General features: G+C 68.2%; 20 protein-coding genes. 14 read left to right on the forward strand and 6 right to left on the reverse strand.

Annotation, left to right across the window (positions count from 1 at the left end):
- Positions 1-34 precede the first annotated feature (34 nt).
- The 8 genes from WKF39_RS02020 to WKF39_RS02055 all read left to right on the forward strand — a co-directional run bounded on the left by WKF39_RS02020 (position 35) and on the right by WKF39_RS02055 (position 7,894).
- The gene (locus WKF39_RS02020; protein WP_340385364.1) at positions 35-1,213 is read left to right on the forward strand and encodes an acyl-CoA dehydrogenase family protein; all 1,179 of its coding nucleotides are present in this window, start codon (positions 35-37) and stop codon (positions 1,211-1,213) included.
- Positions 1,210-2,028, forward strand: coding sequence for an SDR family oxidoreductase (locus WKF39_RS02025; protein ID WP_340385366.1), 819 nt, complete (start codon positions 1,210-1,212; stop codon positions 2,026-2,028). The genes WKF39_RS02020 and WKF39_RS02025 overlap by 4 nt, the downstream gene beginning before the upstream one ends.
- 1 nt (position 2,029) lies before the next feature.
- Positions 2,030-2,632: a TetR/AcrR family transcriptional regulator gene (locus tag WKF39_RS02030; protein WP_340385368.1), complete on the forward strand. Its 603-nt coding sequence runs from the start codon at positions 2,030-2,032 to the stop codon at positions 2,630-2,632.
- Positions 2,629-3,792 (forward strand): acetyl-CoA C-acetyltransferase, encoded by a 1,164-nt coding sequence (locus WKF39_RS02035; protein WP_340385370.1) that lies wholly within the window; start codon positions 2,629-2,631, stop codon positions 3,790-3,792. The genes WKF39_RS02030 and WKF39_RS02035 overlap by 4 nt, the downstream gene beginning before the upstream one ends.
- A gap of 132 nt (positions 3,793-3,924) precedes the next feature.
- The gene (locus WKF39_RS02040; protein ID WP_340385372.1) at positions 3,925-4,359 is read left to right on the forward strand and encodes an SRPBCC family protein; all 435 of its coding nucleotides are present in this window, start codon (positions 3,925-3,927) and stop codon (positions 4,357-4,359) included.
- Between the two features lie 30 nt (positions 4,360-4,389).
- The gene (gene cysD, locus WKF39_RS02045; protein WP_340385374.1) at positions 4,390-5,301 is read left to right on the forward strand and encodes a sulfate adenylyltransferase subunit CysD; all 912 of its coding nucleotides are present in this window, start codon (positions 4,390-4,392) and stop codon (positions 5,299-5,301) included.
- Entirely contained in the window at positions 5,301-7,145 is a 1,845-nt protein-coding gene (gene cysC / locus WKF39_RS02050; protein WP_340385376.1) for an adenylyl-sulfate kinase, read from the forward strand. Before cysD ends, cysC begins: the two co-directional genes overlap by 1 nt.
- On the forward strand, positions 7,142-7,894 hold the full coding sequence (locus WKF39_RS02055; protein ID WP_340385378.1) for a 3'(2'),5'-bisphosphate nucleotidase CysQ: 753 nt from the start codon (positions 7,142-7,144) through the stop codon (positions 7,892-7,894). Before cysC ends, WKF39_RS02055 begins: the two co-directional genes overlap by 4 nt.
- Positions 7,895-7,976: 82 nt before the next feature.
- Here the strand turns inward: WKF39_RS02055 and WKF39_RS02060 are convergent, their stop codons facing one another.
- The 5 genes from WKF39_RS02060 to WKF39_RS02080 form a co-directional block, all read right to left on the reverse strand.
- Entirely contained in the window at positions 7,977-9,203 is a 1,227-nt protein-coding gene (locus tag WKF39_RS02060) for an HNH endonuclease (RefSeq protein ID WP_340385379.1), read from the reverse strand.
- 69 nt (positions 9,204-9,272) lie between these two features.
- Positions 9,273-10,340, reverse strand: a complete 1,068-nt coding sequence (locus tag WKF39_RS02065; RefSeq protein WP_340385381.1) for a nitronate monooxygenase — start codon at positions 10,338-10,340, stop codon at positions 9,273-9,275.
- Positions 10,337-11,098, reverse strand: a complete 762-nt coding sequence (locus WKF39_RS02070) for a CoA-transferase (protein WP_340385383.1) — start codon at positions 11,096-11,098, stop codon at positions 10,337-10,339. The genes WKF39_RS02065 and WKF39_RS02070 overlap by 4 nt, the downstream gene beginning before the upstream one ends.
- Positions 11,095-11,967 (reverse strand): CoA-transferase, encoded by an 873-nt coding sequence (locus tag WKF39_RS02075; RefSeq protein WP_340385385.1) that lies wholly within the window; start codon positions 11,965-11,967, stop codon positions 11,095-11,097. Before WKF39_RS02075 ends, WKF39_RS02070 begins: the two co-directional genes overlap by 4 nt.
- A complete protein-coding gene (locus WKF39_RS02080) occupies positions 11,964-12,776 on the reverse strand; it encodes an enoyl-CoA hydratase family protein (protein ID WP_340385387.1) in 813 nt (270 codons plus the stop codon). Before WKF39_RS02080 ends, WKF39_RS02075 begins: the two co-directional genes overlap by 4 nt.
- Positions 12,777-12,813: 37 nt before the next feature.
- Here WKF39_RS02080 and WKF39_RS02085 point away from each other — a divergent pair, with 37 nt between their 5' ends.
- Genes WKF39_RS02085 through WKF39_RS02095 form a run of 3 tightly spaced genes read left to right on the forward strand, consistent with a single transcriptional unit; the run spans position 12,814 to position 14,988 of the window.
- Positions 12,814-13,596 (forward strand): SDR family oxidoreductase, encoded by a 783-nt coding sequence (locus WKF39_RS02085; RefSeq protein ID WP_340385389.1) that lies wholly within the window; start codon positions 12,814-12,816, stop codon positions 13,594-13,596.
- Positions 13,593-14,471 (forward strand): SDR family oxidoreductase, encoded by an 879-nt coding sequence (locus WKF39_RS02090; protein ID WP_340385391.1) that lies wholly within the window; start codon positions 13,593-13,595, stop codon positions 14,469-14,471. The genes WKF39_RS02085 and WKF39_RS02090 overlap by 4 nt, the downstream gene beginning before the upstream one ends.
- 22 nt (positions 14,472-14,493) lie before the next feature.
- Positions 14,494-14,988 carry a nitroreductase family deazaflavin-dependent oxidoreductase gene (locus WKF39_RS02095; RefSeq protein WP_340385393.1) on the forward strand — a complete coding sequence of 165 codons (495 nt, stop codon included), beginning with the start codon at positions 14,494-14,496 and terminating at the stop codon, positions 14,986-14,988.
- Positions 14,989-15,084: 96 nt separating this feature from the next.
- Here the strand turns inward: WKF39_RS02095 and WKF39_RS02100 are convergent, their stop codons facing one another.
- A complete protein-coding gene (locus tag WKF39_RS02100; protein ID WP_340385395.1) occupies positions 15,085-15,870 on the reverse strand; it encodes an SDR family oxidoreductase in 786 nt (261 codons plus the stop codon).
- A gap of 76 nt (positions 15,871-15,946) precedes the next feature.
- On the opposite strand from WKF39_RS02100, the gene WKF39_RS02105 reads away from it, so the two are divergent.
- From WKF39_RS02105 to WKF39_RS02115, 3 genes are read left to right on the forward strand one after another with little or no spacing between them, the layout of a single operon-like run.
- On the forward strand, positions 15,947-17,053 hold the full coding sequence (locus WKF39_RS02105) for a DUF1214 domain-containing protein (RefSeq protein ID WP_340385397.1): 1,107 nt from the start codon (positions 15,947-15,949) through the stop codon (positions 17,051-17,053).
- Positions 17,050-18,225: a sulfotransferase gene (locus WKF39_RS02110; protein ID WP_340385400.1), complete on the forward strand. Its 1,176-nt coding sequence runs from the start codon at positions 17,050-17,052 to the stop codon at positions 18,223-18,225. Before WKF39_RS02105 ends, WKF39_RS02110 begins: the two co-directional genes overlap by 4 nt.
- A complete protein-coding gene (locus WKF39_RS02115; protein ID WP_340385402.1) occupies positions 18,222-18,998 on the forward strand; it encodes an SDR family oxidoreductase in 777 nt (258 codons plus the stop codon). The genes WKF39_RS02110 and WKF39_RS02115 overlap by 4 nt, the downstream gene beginning before the upstream one ends.

Raw genomic sequence — 18,998 nt, forward strand, 5'->3', positions numbered from 1 at the left:
AGCGGGGACGATCTCGAGCCGGAAGGAGCCAACGGTGAATGCAGCTGCCGATGACGCCTCCTTCCGCGACGAGGTGCGGGACTGGCTGGCCGAGCATCTCACCGGCGACTGGGCACATCTGAGGGGACTCGGTGGCTCGGGCCGTGAGCACGAGGCATACGAGGATCGACGTGCCTGGAACCGCAACCTCGCCGAGCACGGCTGGACCTGCCTCGGCTGGCCGGTCGAGCACGGGGGACGAGGGCTCAGCCTCGCCCAGCAGGTCATCTTCCACGAGGAGTACGCCCGTGCCGACGCACCGCGGTCGGTCAACCATCTGGGTGAGCAGCTGCTCGGTCCGACGCTGATCGAGTTCGGCACCGACGAGCAGAAGGCGCGGTTTCTGCCCGGGATACGTTCGGTCGACGAGCTCTGGTGCCAGGGCTATTCCGAGCCCGGCGCAGGCTCCGACCTCGCGGCGGTGAGCACTCGCGCGGTGCTCGACCCGGGCGCTGGCGGAGCGGGCGAGTGGGTCGTCGACGGTCAGAAGGTCTGGACCTCCCTGGCCCAGGAGTCCGACTGGATGTTCGTCCTGGCCCGCACCGAGCCGGGTTCGTCGCGCCACCACGGACTCTCGTTCTTGCTGCTGCCGCTCGACCAGGACGGTGTCGAGATCCGGCCGATCGAGCAGATCACAGGGGGCTCGGAGTTCAACGAGGTCTTCATGACCGGCGCCCGCACGCCTGCGTCGATGGTGGTCGGCCAGCCGGGGGACGGATGGCCGGTGGCGATGGCGCTGCTCGGCTTCGAGCGCGGGGTGTCCGTGCTCGGCCAACAGGTCGGCTTCGAGCGAGAGCTGGGCGACCTGATCGACCTGGCCCGCAGCAACGGCGCCCTCGACGACCCCGTCCTTCGGGACCGCCTCGCGGCGCAGAGCGCGGAGTTCGAGGTCATGCGGGTCAACGCGATCCGGTCGCTGACCGAGGCCACGCCGGGCGCGGACAACGTCGCCAAGCTCGTCTGGGCCGGTTGGCACCGACGCCTCGGTGAACTCGCGATGGAGGTCGCCGGCGCCGAATCCCTGACCGGGGCCACGCAGGCGTACGACCTGGACCGTTGGCAGAACCTCTTCCTCTTCTCCCGCGCCGACACCTTGTATGGCGGCAGCGACGAGATCCAGCGCAACATCCTCGCCGAGCGAGTGCTCGGCCTGCCCAAGGAGATCCGCGGATGACTCGCCCAGACACCCAGCAGCGTCGGCCCGAGCAGCCGTCGCCCGACTACGTCCCGGGGCACGGCCTGCTCGCCGACAAGGTCGTGGTGGTGACCGCCGCAGCCGGCGCCGGTATCGGCGCAGCTGTGGCGCGCCGGGCCCTCGAGGAGGGGGCGTCCCTGCTCGTCATCAGCGACACCCACGAGCGGCGTCTTGCCGAGGCGCGGGAGTCTTTGGCGGCTGAATTCGGCGAGGACCGCGTACGCGCTCTCGTTGTCGACGTCACGGACGAGGCCCAGGTGCAGGCGCTGCTCGACCTCGCGGACGAGCACGGCGGCGTCGACGTGATGGTCAACAATGCCGGTCTCGGCGGCACGTCCGACGTCCTGGAGATGACCGACGAGGAGTGGTCGCGCGTGCTCGACATCACCCTGACGGGCACCTTTCGATGTGTCCGCGCCGCGGGCAACCGCATGCGGGCTGCCGACAAGCCAGGCGTGATCGTCAACAACGCCTCGGTGATCGGCTGGCGGGCGCAGGAGGGGCAGGCCCACTACGCCGCCGCGAAGGCCGGAGTCATGGCCCTGACCAGATGCGCTGCGCTCGATGTCGCGCCGTACGGTATCCGGGTGAACGCGGTCGCTCCGTCGCTGGCGATGCACCCGTTCCTGGCCAAGGTCACCAGCGACGACCTGCTGGCCGAGCTCAAGCAGCGTGAGGCGTTCGGCCGTGCGGCCGAACCGTGGGAGGTGGCCAACGTGATGGTGTTCCTGGCGTCGGACTACTCGTCGTACGTGACTGGCGAAGTCATCTCCGTCTCGAGTCAGCGTGCCTGACATGAGCGAGCAAGCCGTCAAGAGCGCGCCGGGCTCGAACCGCCGCGACGAGCTGTTGAAGATCGCCGCAGAGCTGTTTGCCTCCAGGGGATTCAAGAACACCACGGTCCGCGACATCGCCGACGCTGCAGGCATCCTGAGCGGCTCGCTCTATCACCACTTCGACTCCAAGGAGTCGATGGTCGATGAGATCCTCTCGACGTTCCAGAACGAGCTGTTCGGGGCATACGCCGAGATCGTGGCCGGGTCCGCCGATCCGCGCGCCAAGCTCGAGGCGGCCGTCCGAGTGTCGTTCGAGGCGATCGACCGGCACCGCAACGAGGTGGCCATCTTCCAGAACGAGGCCGACTACCTCGGTACGTTCGACCGGTTCGCCTATCTGTCGGACCGCAACCTGCAGTCGCGCGACGTCTGGCTGACGCTGCTCGGTGAGGGAGTCCGTCACGGGACGCTGCGCCAGGACCTCGACGTCGAGCTGGTCTATCGCTTCATCCGCGACACGGTGTGGGTCGCGGTGCGGTGGTATCGGCCGGGGGGCAAGCTCAGCCACCACGACGTAGCCGACCAGTACTTGACCATCCTCCTCGACGGGATCACCGCATGACCACCGCCTACATCGTCGACGCAGTCCGGACCCCGGTCGGAAGGCGCGGCGGCGGGCGCGGCGGGGTGCGCTCCGCCGCCCTCGGCGGCCCCGGGTGGCGGGCCCTGATGGACCGCTCCGGGGTCGACCCGGGAGCGGTCGACGACGTGATCATGGACTGCTGCGACACGATCGGTTCACAGGCTGGCGACGTCGCCCGGACCGCGTGGCTGGTGGCCGGGCTGCCCGATCACGTCCCCGGGGTGACCATCGACCGGCAGTGCGGCTCGTCCCAGCAGGCAGTGCACTTCGCCGCGCAAGGTGTGATGTCAGGGACGCAGGACCTGGTCGTCGCCGGTGGGCTGCAGAACATGAGCGCGATCCCGATCTCCGCGGCGATGCTGGTCGCCGACCAGTACGGGTTCACCACTCCTTTCGCGGAGTCACCCGGCTGGCAGGCGCGCTATGGAGACCAGGAGGTCAGCCAGTTCCGCTCCGCCGAGATGATCGCCGAGAAGTGGGGGATCACCCGCGAGCACATGGAGGCACTCGCGCTGGCTTCGCACGAGCGTGCGCGTGCGGCGATCGCCGAGGGCAGGTTCGACGCGGAGATCGCGCCGGTGGCCCTCGATGACGGGCAGAGCTTCACGACCGACGAGTGCCCCCGTGAGACAACGCTGGAGAAGATGGCCGGGCTGCGGCCGCTTGCACCCGATGGCCGGATCACCGCGGCTGTCGCGTCCCAGATCAGCGATGCGGCGAGTGCCGTGCTCATCGCATCGGAGCAGGCGGTCGAGGATCACCAGCTCACGCCACGCGCACGGGTCCACCACCTTTCGGTGCGTGCCGACGACCCGATCTGGATGCTGACCGGGCCAATCGCTGCCACCAGGCATGCGCTGGACAAGGCGGGTATGGCGGTTGCCGACATCGACCTGTTCGAGTGCAACGAGGCATTCGCGTCAGTGGTGCTGGCGTGGATGCAGGAGCTGGATGTCCCGCACGAGCGGGTCAACGTCAATGGCGGGGGCATCGCCCTGGGTCATCCGATCGGCGCCACCGGCACCCGCCTGATGACCACGCTCCTGGGTGAATTGGAGCGGACCGGTGGCCGGTTCGGCCTACAGACCATGTGCGAGGGCGGCGGCCAGGCCAACGTCACGATCATCGAGAGGCTCTAGCGCGGCGTCACAGCGAGGACGACGCCAGGTGGCGGTGACCTAGCGACCTTCCGGCACCTCGGACAGGTCGCTAGGTCACCGCTTGATGGGAATTTCCGGACACGAGTCCAGGCTCGCGATAGCGTGCCACGCATGGCAGTCACAGGCAGCACCGAGTTCGATGTCACGGCGTCGCCAGAGCAGGTCATGGACGCCGTCGCGGCGATCGAAGACCTCCCGAAGCGCTCCAGCTCGCACCAGTCCGCCGTGGTCGAGTCCCGCCACGCCGACGGCCGGCCCCAACGCGTACGCGCCACGGTGAGCGCCGCCGGACTCACCGACGAGGAGGTCACCGACTACACGTGGGACGGGCTGCAGTCCGTGACGTGGACACTCGTGGAGAGCTCGTTCCAGTCCGCACAGGCCGCCACCTACACACTGACCCCGACGGACGGCGGCACCCACGTCCGGTTCGACCTCGAGATCGGCGTGAAGGCTCCACTGCCCGGGTTCGTGGTGAAGCGGATCCTCAAGGGCGCGCTCGACACAGGCAGCAAGGGGTTCAAGGCATACGTCGAAAGCCGTTGACGCTGGAGCGTTCGACTGCGAAACTAGAACATGTTCTACCTCACCGAGCTGACTGATCTGGACGAGCTCGAAGCCGAAGCCGTGCACATCTTCCGCGAGGTGGCGGCCACGATCGAACGGCCGGCACTGCTGTTCTCCGGCGGCAAGGACTCGGTCGTGATGCTGCACCTGGCGGCCAAGGCGTTCTGGCCCGCTCCCGTGCCGTTCCCCGTCATGCACGTGGACACCGGTCAGAACTTCGCCGAGGTCATCGAGTTTCGTGACCGTACGGTCGAACGCTTCGGGCTGCGGCTGATCGTCGCTTCGGTGCAGGACGACATCGATGCCGGCCGCGTCGTCGAGATCGGTGGTCCGTTGGGCCCGCGCAACAAGCTCCAGACCGTCTCGCTGTTGCGCGGCATCAAGGAGAACCGGTTCGGCGCGGTGTTCGGTGGAGCGCGACGCGACGAGGAGAAGGCACGCGCCAAGGAGCGCGTCTTCAGCTTCCGCGACGAGTTCGGGCAATGGGATCCGAAGAATCAGCGCCCTGAGCTGTGGAGCCTCTACAACGGCCGCCACCGCACGGGCGAGAACATGCGGGTGTTCCCACTCTCCAACTGGACCGAGCTCGACATCTGGAGCTACATCCGCCAGGAGGAGATCGACCTCCCGGACCTCTACTACGCGCACACGCGGACCGTCGTCGAGCGCGACGGCATGCTGCTCGCGGTCAACGAGTTCATCCAGCCCCAGCCCGGGGAGGAGCCGTTCGAGGCGACCGTGCGATTTCGCACCATCGGCGACGCGACCTGCACCGGCTGCGTCGAGTCGCAGGCCGCGACGCGGGAGGCGGTCGTCGCTGAGGTTGCTGCGGCCCGCGTCACCGAGCGAGGGGCCACGCGGGCTGATGACCGTGTGTCCGAAGCCGGCATGGAAGACCGCAAGAAGGAGGGCTACTTCTGATGTCGCAGCTGCTCCGCATCGCCACCGCCGGAAGCGTCGACGACGGCAAGTCCACCCTCATCGGTCGGCTGCTGTTCGACAGCCTGGCGATCATGGAGGACCAGCTCGGCGCCGTCGAGTCCGCGAGCGTGGCCCGCGGTCACGAGGGTCCTGATCTTGCCCTGATCACCGACGGCCTTCGGGCCGAGCGCGAACAGGGCATCACGATCGACGTCGCCTACCGCTACTTCGCGACGCCGAAGCGCAAGTTCATCATCGCCGACACGCCCGGCCACGTGCAGTACACGCGCAACATGGTCACCGGGGCGTCCACCGCGGACGTCGCACTGATCCTGATCGATGCCCGGCGGGGGGTCCTCGAGCAGTCGCGTCGTCACGCGTTCCTTGCCAGCCTGCTCGGCATCCCGCACCTCGTGCTCTGCGTCAACAAGATGGACCTCGTCGACTATTCGCAGGAGCGTTTCGACGAGATCCGTTCGGAATTCGCGGCGTTCGCGTCGAAGCTCGAGGTCCCCGACCTCACCTTCATCCCGGTCTCGGCGCTCGCCGGCGACAACGTCGTCACCGTCAGCACCGCGATGCCCTGGTATGAGGGGCCGGCACTTCTTCGTCACCTCGAGGAGCTGCACGTGGCATCGGACCGCAACCTGATAGACACGCGCATGCCCGTGCAGTACGTCATCAGGCCCCAGCGGGGCGACTTCCACGACTACCGCGGCTATGCAGGCACGATCGCCGGTGGCGTCTTCCGCCCGGGCGACGAGGTGGTCGTGCTGCCGTCGAGGTTCTCGACCAAGGTCACCCATGTCCGGGGTCCGGGCGGTACGGAGCTGGACGAGGCGATCGCCGGTCAGGCCGTGACGATCGAGCTCGCCGACGATCTCGACATCAGCCGCGGCGACATGCTGTGCCGGCCCAACAACAGGCCGACCAGCACGCAGGACGTCGATGCGATGATCTGCTGGATGGACAGTGATCTGAGGCTGTCGACCGACTCGACCTACACCATCCTGCACACCACGCGTGACACACGGGTGTCGGTGAAGGACCTGGAATATCGCCTCGACATCAACACCCTGCACCGCGGTGAGGCCGTCGATCTCGGGCTGAACGAGATCGGTCGGGTGCGGCTGCGCACCCAGAAGCCCCTGCATTTCGACCCCTACCGCCGCAATCGTGACACCGGCAGCTTCATCCTCATCGACGAGGCCACCCACAACACCGTCGCCGCGGGCATGATCCTCGGAGCCAGCCAGCACGACGCCAACATCGTCTGGCACAGCGGCGCCGTGACTCGCGAGCAGCGCAGGACCCAGGGGATGACTCTCTGGTTCACGGGCCTGTCCGGCTCGGGCAAGTCCAGCGTGGCTGTCGAGGTCGAGCGTCGCCTGGTCGCCGCCGGGCAGCCGGCATACATCCTCGACGGTGACAACCTCCGTCACGGCCTCAACTCCCACCTCGGGTTCAGTCCCGAGGACCGGCAGGAGAACGTACGCCGGGTGGCCGAGGTCGCCAAGCTCATGGCGGATGCCGGCGTGGTCGCGATCGTCTCACTCGTCAGCCCCTATCGTGCGCACCGCGAGGCGGCTCGCGCCATCCACGAGGCCGACGCCCTGCCGTTCCTCGAGATCTTCATGGACACCCCGCTCGACATCGCCGAGGCACGTGATTCAAAGGGTCTGTATGCCAAGGCGCGAGCGGGCGAGATCCCCGACTTCACCGGCATCAGTGCGCCCTATGAGGCGCCGTTGCGACCCGACCTGATGCTGCGTCCAGCTGATGGCGATGTCGGGACGCTGGCAGGGATCGTCATCGATCGAGTCGAGGAGGCAGGGGAGCGGTGATCGAGCAGAGCGATGCGGCGTTCGCGGCCGATCTGGCCGAGCAGGCCGGGGCGCTGCTCCTCGACCTGCAGCACACGCCCGGACTCACAGGCAAGGAGCTCGGCACGGCCGGTGATGCGGCAGCCAACGATCTGCTCCTCGGGCTCCTTGCAGCAGGCCGTCCCGGAGACGCCGTGCTGTCGGAGGAGTCGGCGGACTCTGCGGCACGCCTGCGCGCCGACCGGGTCTGGATCATCGATCCGCTCGACGGCACGCGCGAATACGGCATGGAGGGTCGCACCGACTGGGCGGTTCACGTCGCGCTGTGGGAGCGGGGCGCGTCCGGCTCGGCGATCACCGCCGCCGCTGTGGCACAGCCGGCACTGTCCACCGTCTACTCGACGGAGGGCGGAGCAGTCGCACGGCAGGCGCAGTCCACCCCGATCTTCCTGGTCAGCGACAGCCGGCCACCGATATTCGCCGCTGCGGTGGCCGCGGCGTGCGGTGCAGAGCTGCGGACCATGGGATCGGCCGGGGCCAAGGCGATGGCGGTGCTGCGCGGCGACGCCGATGCCTATCTGCATGCGGGTGGTCAGTGGGAATGGGACTCGGCGGCGCCGGTCGGCGTGGCACTCGCAGCCGGTCTGCACGCGTCGCGGGTGGACGGCTCGACCTTGACGTACAACGCCGCTCATCCCTATCTGCCCGACCTCGTCGTCTGTCGGGCTGATCTCGCCGACGAGATCCTCGCCGCGATAGCCGCCGCCTAAGCGACCCTTGATCACGAGAGGGAATCTGAGCTGGTTCGCTGTGCCCCTGGACCCGACCCTGCCTGTGTACCTGTGGCGCCCGCTATTGCCGGAGGTGGCCGAGGAGGGGCGGTGATGTGGAGCGGTACTGGTGACCGGTGGGGGTGGTCCACATGGACGCTCTGCCGTCGACTTCGACGATCCAGCCGGGTTGGTGCTTGATGGTGTGTGACCGCGTGCAGAGACCTTGACCGTTGCGCTCGGCGGTAGGGCCGCCGAGTTCGTACGGGATCACGTGGTCGAGGTCGCGGATCTTGCAATCGCACCCGGGCTGCCTGCAGCGGCGGTCGCGTGAGCGGATGTGGGTGGCGAGGGGTCCGTCGAAGCGGCGGCGGCGGGGGTCCCGAGCCAGCAGGGTTCCGTCGACGGGGTCGGTGAGCAGCCTGCGGACTGAGGCGCGGTGCGCTCGGGCGATGAGGTCGTCGGCGACGTCAGGGGAGAGCGGCCCGTAACCGGCGAGGTCGACGGGTTCGTCGCCGGCGCCGAGCATCGTGGCGGCGTCCATGACGAGGCCGATCTCGACATCGATCGAGTCGGCATGGACCACGCCGGTCGCCCGTTCGACGAGAGTGGCGACCATGATCTGTCCGGACGTCCGTTCATCACCAGAAGACCGCAGGCCTCGCGCCCAAGCATCCAACGTGTCGTGGACAGCGACCATCTGTTCGGCCGGTCCTCGGACGCGCAGCACGGCGACGCCGTCGGGTTCGGGGCACAAGGTGACGCGGCAATCGGCGCGGTTGCTCGCGGCTCGTGCGTGTGCGGCTTCGGCGTCGATCCCAATCACGGCACGTCGAGTGGCCTGCGCGGCCCTGACGTGCGTCAGACCGGGCAGCCGCGGTGCGATCTCGGCGTCGAGGATCACGAAGTCGTCCACGGACAGGGACTCCGACTCCCGGACGACGGCTCGGGCCACCGCTTCGCCGATGATGCCGTCACGGAAAAGCCCGAAGACCAGGGGGAGCCTCTGGAGTCCCATGGCGAGCCCAAACTGGGTGCCAGCCGCACCAGGGGAGATGTTGCGGGCCATCGCGACTTCACCTATGACCGAGAGCGACGGATCACCAGTCCCGAGAGGCATCAGCACGCGTCGTTCACGGCGGAGGGCTGCGATCTGATCGAGACGGGCAGCCTGCACGACGCACTCCAGACGATCGAGCGCCTTGATCGCGTCGATCCGCGACGCACCACCCTCATGAACGGGGTCCGCGGCGAAGTCATGCACAGTGATTTGCCGCAGGAGATCGGCGACAGGAACAGACTCGAACACGTGTTCGAGTCTATCACAAATCGCTGCGACGGCAAGGAGGATCGGCCTTTCTGAACTGGGGTCGTGGCCCTACAGGACGTACGCGCCTGCCCGTCCCAACGATGCCGCAGCGTCGGCGACGACCCGGTCGATCAGCTCCTCGCAGGTGGGCAGGTCGCCGATCACGCCGACCACCTGGCCGGAGGCGAGGACGCCGGCCGTCGCGTCACCGTCGACCAGGCCGGCCTTGAGCATCATCGGGGTGTTCGCGGCGAGGGCGAGCTGACTGAGGGTGCGACCCTGCTCCTTGCGCATCGCACGTCCATCGACGGCGAGCTCCTTCCACGTCATCCCGGCCATCCGCTTGAACTCCAGAGTGCGCCGGGCCGTGGGGAGCAAGCGGCGTACGCCGGCGGCACCCTCGACCTGGTCGACGAGGTCGGTGCGGAGCATGCGGTGAGGCATCCCATCGACCTTCCTCGTGACCACGGTGTCGTCCAGGCCGGCTGCCAGATATCGCTGCTTCACCGCGTCCGGCACCCGGCTCTCCGCGGTCAGCAGGAACCGCGTGCCCATGCCGACCCCCGCGGCGCCATACGACAGCGCCGCGGCCAGCCCGCGCCCGTCGAAGAAGCCGCCCGCTGCGATGACCGGGATGTCGACGGCGTCGAGGACCGTGGGGAGCAACAACGTGGTCGGGACCGAGCCGGTGTGGCCGCCGCCCTCGCCGCCCTGGATCATCACCGCGTCGGCGCCCCAGGACGCGACCTTCACGGCATGCTTGGGCAGCCCCACGCTGGGGATCACGACGATGTCGTGCTCCTTGAGGCGGGCGATCAGCTCGGGCTTGGGGGCCAGCGCGAAGGAGGCAACCTTGACGCCGTGCTCGATGAGGACCTTGCACCGGTCAGGGGCATCCGCGGCATCAGCCCGCAGGTTGACCCCGAATGGTTGATCGGTACGCGTCTTGACCTCGATGATGGCCTGCTCGAGCTCGGGGAGGGTCATCGTGGCTGACGCGAGGATGCCCAGGCCGCCCGCGTTGGCGGTGCCGCTGACCAGGCTGGGTCCGGCGACCCAGCCCATGCCGGTCTGCACGACGGGATGACGTACGCCCGTCAGCTGGGTGAGCGGGGTCGCCAGCAGCTGATCGATCACCGTGCAGGCACCTCTCGCTCGCGGAGGTTGCCGGGGTCGAGCAGCTCGCGGATCAGCGTCAGCTCGCCGCCCGTGGGCGTACGGGTCTCAGGGACTTCGCCATCGGCGTGGATCTTGCAGCCGCTGGCGGCGCGGACGTCCTCGACGGTCACACCCGGGTGCACCGAGACGAAGCGCATGGTGTGCCCGGGCCCACCGAAGTCGAAGACACCGAGATCTGTGACCAGCCAGTCGACCTGGTGGAATCGTGTCGCCGCTGGCCCGGCCTCCTCGGCCCGTGACCGACCGACACCGGAGACGATGTCGACCTGCTCGACGATGACCCGCGCGGAGTGCTTGGGCACCCAGTAGGACGTCTTGTTGTTGACGGTGTTGCCCGGGGCGCCGCGCACGCCGAGGAGCTGGCGGGTGGGCTGGTCCCAGGGTCCGATGGCAGAGATGTTCTGGTTGCCGTGCCGGTCGATCTGGGTGGCCCCCATCATGACGTGCCGCTTGCCGTAGGGGACGACGGACTCGAGCACGAGCCGAAATGGCATCCAGCCCTCGACGACATCCGTGCTCTGGCCCAGGGGAGGGGTGCCGCGCAGGATTCTCGCCTCGCCGTCGGTCAGCATCAGCTGCGGATTCGTCGTGTTCTTGGCCAGTCGGGCACCCAGCGTGGGGAGCAGGCCCATCGGGCTGCCCATGATCTCGCCGTCATCGGCGAAGCAGTCGGCCACGGCCACAGCGCAATACTCAGCGCGGGTCACGTTGGTCATGCCTTCGCCTCCTCGTGGAATGCGGTCACGGCCGCCTGATAGTCCGCCTCATCGCCTGCGAGGAACCGCTCGGCGAACCCAGTCCAGTCCTCGGGTGACTTGGCGGCGGTGGCGTAGGCCTTTTGGAACTTCTCGTCCCGCTCGTATGTCGGGGTGCAGGTGGTGAAGTGGGCGCCGTTGGGTGTCTCGACGACGCCCGTGACCATGGTGCGGTTGAGCAACAGGCTCTGCAGCGGCGCTTCGACGGTCAGTCCGGCGGTGTCGATGATCTGCTCGGTGGAGACGTATGCCTCGCGCGCCGCCATGCAGAACAGGTCGTCGAAGTAGGGGTCGGGGCCGAGGTATTGCGCGTTGCCCTGGCTGTCCGACCGGTTCATGTGCACCAAGGCCACGTCGAGCGTGAGGGCCGGTACGGCGGTCAGCTCCTCGCCGTCGTCATACGGTGACCGGACTGTGCGGAGGTCCGGGTCATTGTCGAACACGGCGGACCCCAGCCCCGCGCGCATCGGCAGGAACGGAACTCGCTGGGCCGCGGCGCGGAGCCCGGTCTGGAACATGCCCTCGTCCCACTCGCGGAACTGCGCAGTGCCGTCCTGTCGGGCCCGCCCGAACCACGGCTCGAGGGGGATCGAGTCGAGGGTGGCGAACGCATACGTCACCCGGCTGGCCTTGCCGCCCGCGAGCAGCAGACCGACGTCGGGGCCGGCGTAGGAGACCACGTGCAGGTCGGTCAGGTCGCTGCGGAGGATCGCCCGCACCAGCGCCATCGGCTTGCGCCGGGAACCCCACCCGCCGATGCCGACGGTCATCCCGCTCTCGATGCGGCCGACGACCTCGTCGATCGTGAGCTCCTTGGAGGGGGCCCTCATGCATTCGCCGCCTTGTTGGTCCCGGCACCCTGCTGTCTTTTCGCTGTCCCAGCACCCTGCTGACCTTTCGCCGTCCCGGCGAAGTCGTCGCGGAGCTCGTCGCTCACGCCCATCAGGTTGAGCTCCATCGTGAATCCCTGCTCGAAGCGATAGCTCGTGTTGACGTCGATCGGGTCGATGCCGTTGAGCGCCTCCTTGGCGGCGCGGATGACCCGGCCGTCCTTGGCCGCGATCTCCGCGGCGAGGCCCAGGGCCAGGTCGTCGAGCCCATCGCGCGGGGCGACGTCGAACACCGAGCCGTGCTGCACCAGGTCGACGGCGGGGATCGTCCGGGCGGTGAAGTAGAGGGTGCGCATCAGGTGCTGGGGGACCAGCCGGGCCAGGTGCGTCGCCGCGCCGAGCGCGCCCTGGTCGACCTCGGGCACACCGAAGTAGGCATCGTCGCTGGCGACCACGATGTCCGCGTTGCCGACAAGTCCCACGCCGCCACCGAGGCAGAAGCCCTGCACCGCGGCGATGACCGGCACGGCGCACTCGTAGACGGCCTTGAACGCGGCATGGCAACCCTTGTTGGCCCCGATCAGCGCATCGAATCCCGTGGTGCGCTGCATCTCCTTGATGTCGACGCCGGCGTTGAACCCCTTGCCCTCAGCACGCAGCACGACCACCTTCGTGGCGGGGTCCGCCCCGGCCTCGACCATGGTGTCGGCAACGTCGTACCACCCCTGGACGGGGAGCGCGTTGACTGGCGGGTGGTCCATCGTGATGACGCGGATGCCGTCGGGACGGAGATCGGAAGTGACACTCATGCCTACCTACCTAACATTTGCTTGGTAGCCTAGCAGCATGACTGTGGCCTTGGACCTGTCCGGACGTGTCGCCCTGGTGACCGGTGGCTCCCGTGGGATCGGTCGCGGAATCGCCGCCGTGCTGGTCGAGGCGGGCGCCACGGTGATCAGCTGTGGCCGTTCAGCGGCCCCGGAGCCGGCCCCGGAGCCGGTCGCGGATGTCGATTACCGCGTGTGCGACGTACGCGACGCCGACGCCGTCGAGGCTCTGGTGGCGGGGATCATCGCCACGCATGGTCGACTCGATCTGGTCGTCAACAACGCAGGCGGGGCGCCATATGCCCTGGCCGCCGAGTCGAGCTCGCGGCTGGACGACAAGATCCTGGGGCTCAACCTCTCGGCCGTCCTCAGCGTCTCCAAGGCGGCCAATGCCGTCATGCAGCAGCAGCCCGCCGGTGGTGCCATCGTCAACATCTCGTCGGTCTCCGCAGTGCGGCCCTCGCCCGGCACGGCTTCGTACGGCGCCGCCAAGGCCGGAGTCGACTCCCTCACGAGGTCCCTGGCAGTGGAGTGGGGACCACGTGTCCGGGTCAACACCATCGACGTCGGACTGTGTCGCACCGATGAGTCCGCCGACCACTATGGCGGCGCCGACACCGTTGCTGCGATCGAGGCCACCATCCCGCTGGGCCGCATGGCCGAGCCCGAGGAGATCGGCCGGGTCGTCGCCTTCCTGGGCTCGGACCTCGCCTCGTATGTCTCGGGGGCCAATCTCGCCTGTCACGGGGGCGGCGAGCCGCCCGTCTTCTTGCACATCGTCACGAAGGAGCAGCACACATGAGCATGCTTGAAGGTCGGATCGCCATCGTCACCGGAGCGGGTCGGGGCATCGGTCGGGCCCACGCGCTCGAGCTCGCCCGGCACGGCGCGAAGGTCGTGGTCAATGACTTCGGCGTCTCGCTGGCGGGTGAGCGCGAGGAATCGCCCGCGGACTCGGTGGTCGCGGAGATCCAGGCCTTCGGCGGCGAGGCCGTGGCCAGCGGCGCCGACGTCGCTGACTTCGTGCAGGCCGAGGCGATGGTGGAGCAAGCGATCGAATCGTTCGGCGGCCTCGACATCCTGGTCAACAACGCCGGGTTCGTCCGCGACCGGATGCTCGTCAACACATCCGAGGAGGAGTGGGACGCGGTCATCCGGGTGCACCTCAAGGGGCATTTCGCCCCCCTGCGGCATGCGGGTGCCTATTGGCGTACCGAGTCCAAGGAAGGCCGCCAGCGCGATGCCCGCGTGATCAACACCTCGTCCGGCGCCGGGCTCCAGGGCTCGATCGGCCAGACGACCTACTCCTCGGCCAAGGCGGGGATCGCCGGTATGACGCTCGTCGCTGCCGCCGAGCTCGGCAGGTATGGCGTCACGGTCAACGCGATCGCACCGGTCGCCCGTACGCGTATGACCGAGGGAGCGTTCGACACCTCGGCGATGGCTGCCCCGGAGGACAACTCACCGGTGGTCGCCTGGCTGGCCTCGGCGGAGTCCCGCGACGTCTCGGGTCGGGTGATCGAGATCGATGGTGGCCAGATCTGCGTGGAGCAGGGATGGGCGCACGGTCCCCGTCGCGACCTCGGTCGTCGGTGGGAGGCTTCCGAGGTCGGTCCTGCACTGAGGGACATGTTGGCGGAGGGCGCTGCCCCAGAGCCGGTCTACGGCGCCGGCTGACGCGGAGCCGTAGTCTTCGCGCATGGGCCTGCTCACTCCACTTGCCATACGAGTCGGCGCGATGCCCTGGCTGCCGCGCTACCTGCCGCAGATCATGAGGGTGGACAAGTGGCTCCAACGCCGTACAGGCGGCCGACTCAGCCTGCTCCGCATCGCGGGGCTCCCCAACCTGACGCTCACGGCGCTCGGTCGCAAGAGCGGAATCCCTCGCCAGACTCCGCTGCTCTGTGTGCCGTACGGCCAGGACATCCTGGTCGCAGGCTCCAACTTCGGCAGCGACAAGGAGCCGATCTGGGTCAAGAACATCGAGGCGAACCCCGAGGTGACGATCAATTTTCGGCGACGTACATCAGAGATGGGGGTACGCCGTCTCGCCGGTGATGAGCGCGAGGACGCATGGGCGCACATGCTCGAGACCTGGCCGAACTTCGCAAAGTACGAGAAGCGCACCGACCGCCGCATCAAGGTCTTCCTCCTGACGACCAGAGGCGATCGACGACCCACCAGTCGGCGGTGACCTGGCGACCTATCGGGGCCGCGGACAGGTCGCTGGCGCACCGCCCACAAACCGTGGCCGACATTGCTCTGAGGACGGGAGGCAGGTGAGTGGGTCTCAGACGGTGTAGCCCCCGTCGACGTCGAGCTTCTGCCCCGAGATGAACCCGGCCCGATGGGAGGCGAGGAAGCAGACCGCCTCGGCGATGTCCGATGCCCGGCCGAACCGGCGCAGAGGGATGTTCGAGCGGGTGATCGCCAGGGCGTTGTCGTCGAGCTCGCCCGATTCGATCAGTCGTGCGGCCATGCCGTCGGTGAGCATCCCCGGACCCACGGCGTTGACCCGTACGCCGTAGCGACCTTCTTCCGCGGCGAGACCTCGCACGAGGGCCTCGACCGCGCCCTTGGGCGCCGAGGACAACCCGTCCCGCACGGGGAAGCGCGCGGTGGCGGCCGTGGTCACCGCCACGATCGAGCCTTTGCTCTGCCGCAGCAACGGCAGGGCCGGCTGGACCAGGTTGAAGAACCCGGCCGCGTCCTGGTTGAGCTGCTCGGCGAACTCCGCGGGGGCGACGCTCGACAAATGAACCATCGGGACGTTCGGTCCGGCGGCGTGGACCAGCGTGTGCAGGCCGCCGTGCGCCTCGGCCACTGCCGACAGCACTTCGGCGCACTCGTCTGCTGATGTCACGTCGAGCGCATGCGCGGACGAGCGTACGCCGCACTCGGCCGCTGCCGCCGCAACGCTCGTGCCGGCCTCCTCGTTGGCTCGGTAGGTCACGGCGACGTCACTGCCTCGGGACGCGAGCATCAGGGCGATCGCCGCACCCAGGCCCCCACTGCCGCCGATCACAAGGGCCGCGCCGGGGGCGCCGGCGAAATCTGTCGAAAGGTCCTGGGTCATGAGGTTCGGAACTCTACCGAGCGGTTGTCGATTGCGCGGCGAACTGGTAGAACGTGTTCTAGATTTCTCTCTGGAGGTGCCAGTGGCAGGGCTCAGCGGCAATGCGGCTGCGGAGGCGTTCTCCGGGAGCGAATGGACCGAGTTCTGCCGGGCGCTCGAGCAGGCCGGCGAGGTCATCCTCCGGGACACCGCGCCCCACACGCCGCTCGACCGGGCCGAGGGCTACCGCTACCTGACCCGACTGCTCAGGGAGATGTTGTACTCGACGATCGAGAACTCCGACCCCGACTTCCCGCGGCTGCACGAGCTCGACCGGGTCAAGCTCGGAGCCGACAACCCCGACAACGTCTATCTGTCGGCAAACATCCGGGGCGACCGCACCTATCGGATCACCGGCACGCGCGGCACGATCGCCTACTTCAGCATCGGTTCAAAGGCCAACCGCTATGCGATCGACGGCACCATGGCCTCCACCGGCGAGCTCTCCGACCGGGATCTCGTCGTCGATGCCGACGGCACGGTTGAGATCATCGCGAGCGCCACCCCGCACGACAAGAACTGGCTGCCGCTCGCACCGGACTCCACAGGCCTGGTCGTACGCCAGACCTACCTCGACCGCACCACCGAGGTCGCCGGCCGGTGGCATGTCGAGCGGGTCGGCGAGCCGATCGAGCGCAAGGAGCTGGACCCGGCGTTCCTGGCCAAGGCCTTGCAGCGGGCGACGCTCGCAGTGCACGGCACGGCGGCGACGTTTGCTGACTGGACCGAGCTGTTCATGACCCGCCCCAACGAGCTGCCCGACTTCGGGCAGGACATGTTCCAGCGGGCGGGCGGCGACCCGGAGATCTTCTATGCCCACGGCTACTGGACGCTCGAGCCCGGGCAGGCGTGGGTCATCGAGACGGACGTCCCCGACTGCCCGTACTGGAACTTCCAGCTCGACAACTGGTGGATGGAGTCGCTCGACCATGAGCGCCGGACCACCGTCAACAAGCACACCGCCGAGCTCGATGACGACGGCCGGCTCACGATCGTCGTTGCCGACCGCGATCCCGGCCGGAACGTGGCCGGAAACTGGATCGACACGTGCGGCCACAGCACCGGCACGGCGCTGCTGCGCTGGCTCGGCGCCGACCATCACCCCATACCGACCTGCCGCGTGATCGACCTGGAGGCACCATGACGACCGCACATCCTGCCGGTGCACACGTCTTCGACAGGCTCAGCGTGGATGCGCTGCTCGCCGCCGCACGCGACAAGACCGGCCTGACCGACTATGGCGATGAGTGGTTCATCGAACCCTTGCAGGTGCTCACCGCAGCGCTCGCATCGGAGGCGAGGCTTTCCGAGATGGGGCTCATGCTGACGCAGCAGCGTCTCACCGCGCTGCTCGCTGACCGCCTGCGGCTGCGGGCACTGCAGGCGGAGCACCCCGAGATCCTCGAGGAGCAGGTCGTCGTCGCGACCGAGATCTGCGGGTTGCCGCGCACCGGCTCGACGCTGGTGCACCGCCTGCTGGCCTCGTCGCCGCACGTGACGTCGACGCTGTCGTGGGAGACGACCTATCTGCTGCCGTTCCCGGGGGAGGGGCCCGGCGCGGAGGTGCGCAAGAACAAGGCCCGCGAGCGCTTCGAGATGTTCCTGGAGATGAGTCCGGACTTCGGCGACATCCACACGATCGAGTGGGATGGTCCGGAGGAAGACGTCATCGTGCTCGACCGCACGTTCGTGTCAATGAGCTACGACTCGTTCTACCAGGTGCCGACGTACGGCCTGTGGCTGCGAAAGTTCGACCAGGCCCCCGCCTACCGGGAGCTGAAGGAGTGGCTGCAGGTGCTGCAGTGGCAGGACCCGGACCGCGCCGGCAAGCCCTGGGTGCTGAAGTCGCCACATCACCTCACGGCGGTCGACACCGTGCTCGACACGTTCCCAGACTGCAAGATCGTGATGACCCACCGATCCCCGACCAAGGCCGTGCCGTCATATGCCTCGATGGTCTGCGCGATCTCGAGCCAGTACAGCGACCAGGTCGATCCGGTCGCGATCGGACGCTACTGGCGGGACCGGTTCGTGACCACGCTTCGCGAGCTCGGCGACGTACGCGACCGGCGGCCCGACCGGATCGTCGACGTGCAGTTCAAGGACGTGGTCTCCGACCCGGTCGGGGTCGCGGTGCGGGTCTCGGAGGCGCTGGGACTACCAGCCGACCGCGATGCTCTCGAGTCGTACATGGAGCGCAACCGTTCGCAGCGGCACGGCTCCGGCGGACACACCTACACCGCGGAGGACTTCGGACTGTCCGAGGCCGAGCTCGAGGGCGACTTCGCGTTCTACGAGAAGGAGATCGCACGATGATCCTCAAGGACGACGTGGTCATCGTCTCCGGCGTCGGGGCCGGTCTGGGTGCACGGCTGGCCGCCCGCGCGGCGGCAGAGGGCGCCAAGGTCGTCCTGGCTGCCCGGTCCGGCAATGTCACGGACCAGGTGGTCAAGGAGATCACCGCAGCCGGCGGCGACGCGGTGGCGGTGCTCTGTGACGTCCGCAAGCAGGAGGACGTCGAGCGGGTCGCGGCGACGGCGGTGGAGCAGTACGGGAAGATCACCGGGCTGGTCAACAGCGCATACTCCCACCCCGGCTTCACCGACCTCCTCGAGACGCCCGACAAGCAGCTCCGTCGGGCGATGGACGTCATCCTCCACGGGTCGCTGGGGATGAGTCGTGCCGTCGTCCCGCACATGAGCGGTGGTGGCTCGATCGTCAACGTCGGCACGATGTCGACGCGCAAGCCCATGCGCGGCGAGGGCGGATATGCCGTCGCCAAAGCGGCGATGGGGTGTGCGACGCAGTACATGGCCCTGGAGCTCGGCGAGAAGGGCATCCGGGTCAACCAGGCGATCCTGGGCTGGCTGGACGGCCCGGGCGTGCGCTTCTTCCTGACGATGACGGCCGAGGAGAAGGGCATCACCGAGCAGGAGGTCTACGACGACATCGCGTCGCGCAATCCGCTCAACCGGATCCCGCCGGACGAGGCATGCGCGGGGGCGATTTTGTACCTGCTGTCGAGCCTCGCCTCCGAGGTGACAGGCGCGACGATCGACGTCAACGGCGGGGAGTACATGCCGGCATGA

The sequence above is a fragment of the Aeromicrobium sp. genome (genome assembly GCF_037719875.1).
Lineage (GTDB): Bacteria > Actinomycetota > Actinomycetes > Propionibacteriales > Nocardioidaceae > Aeromicrobium.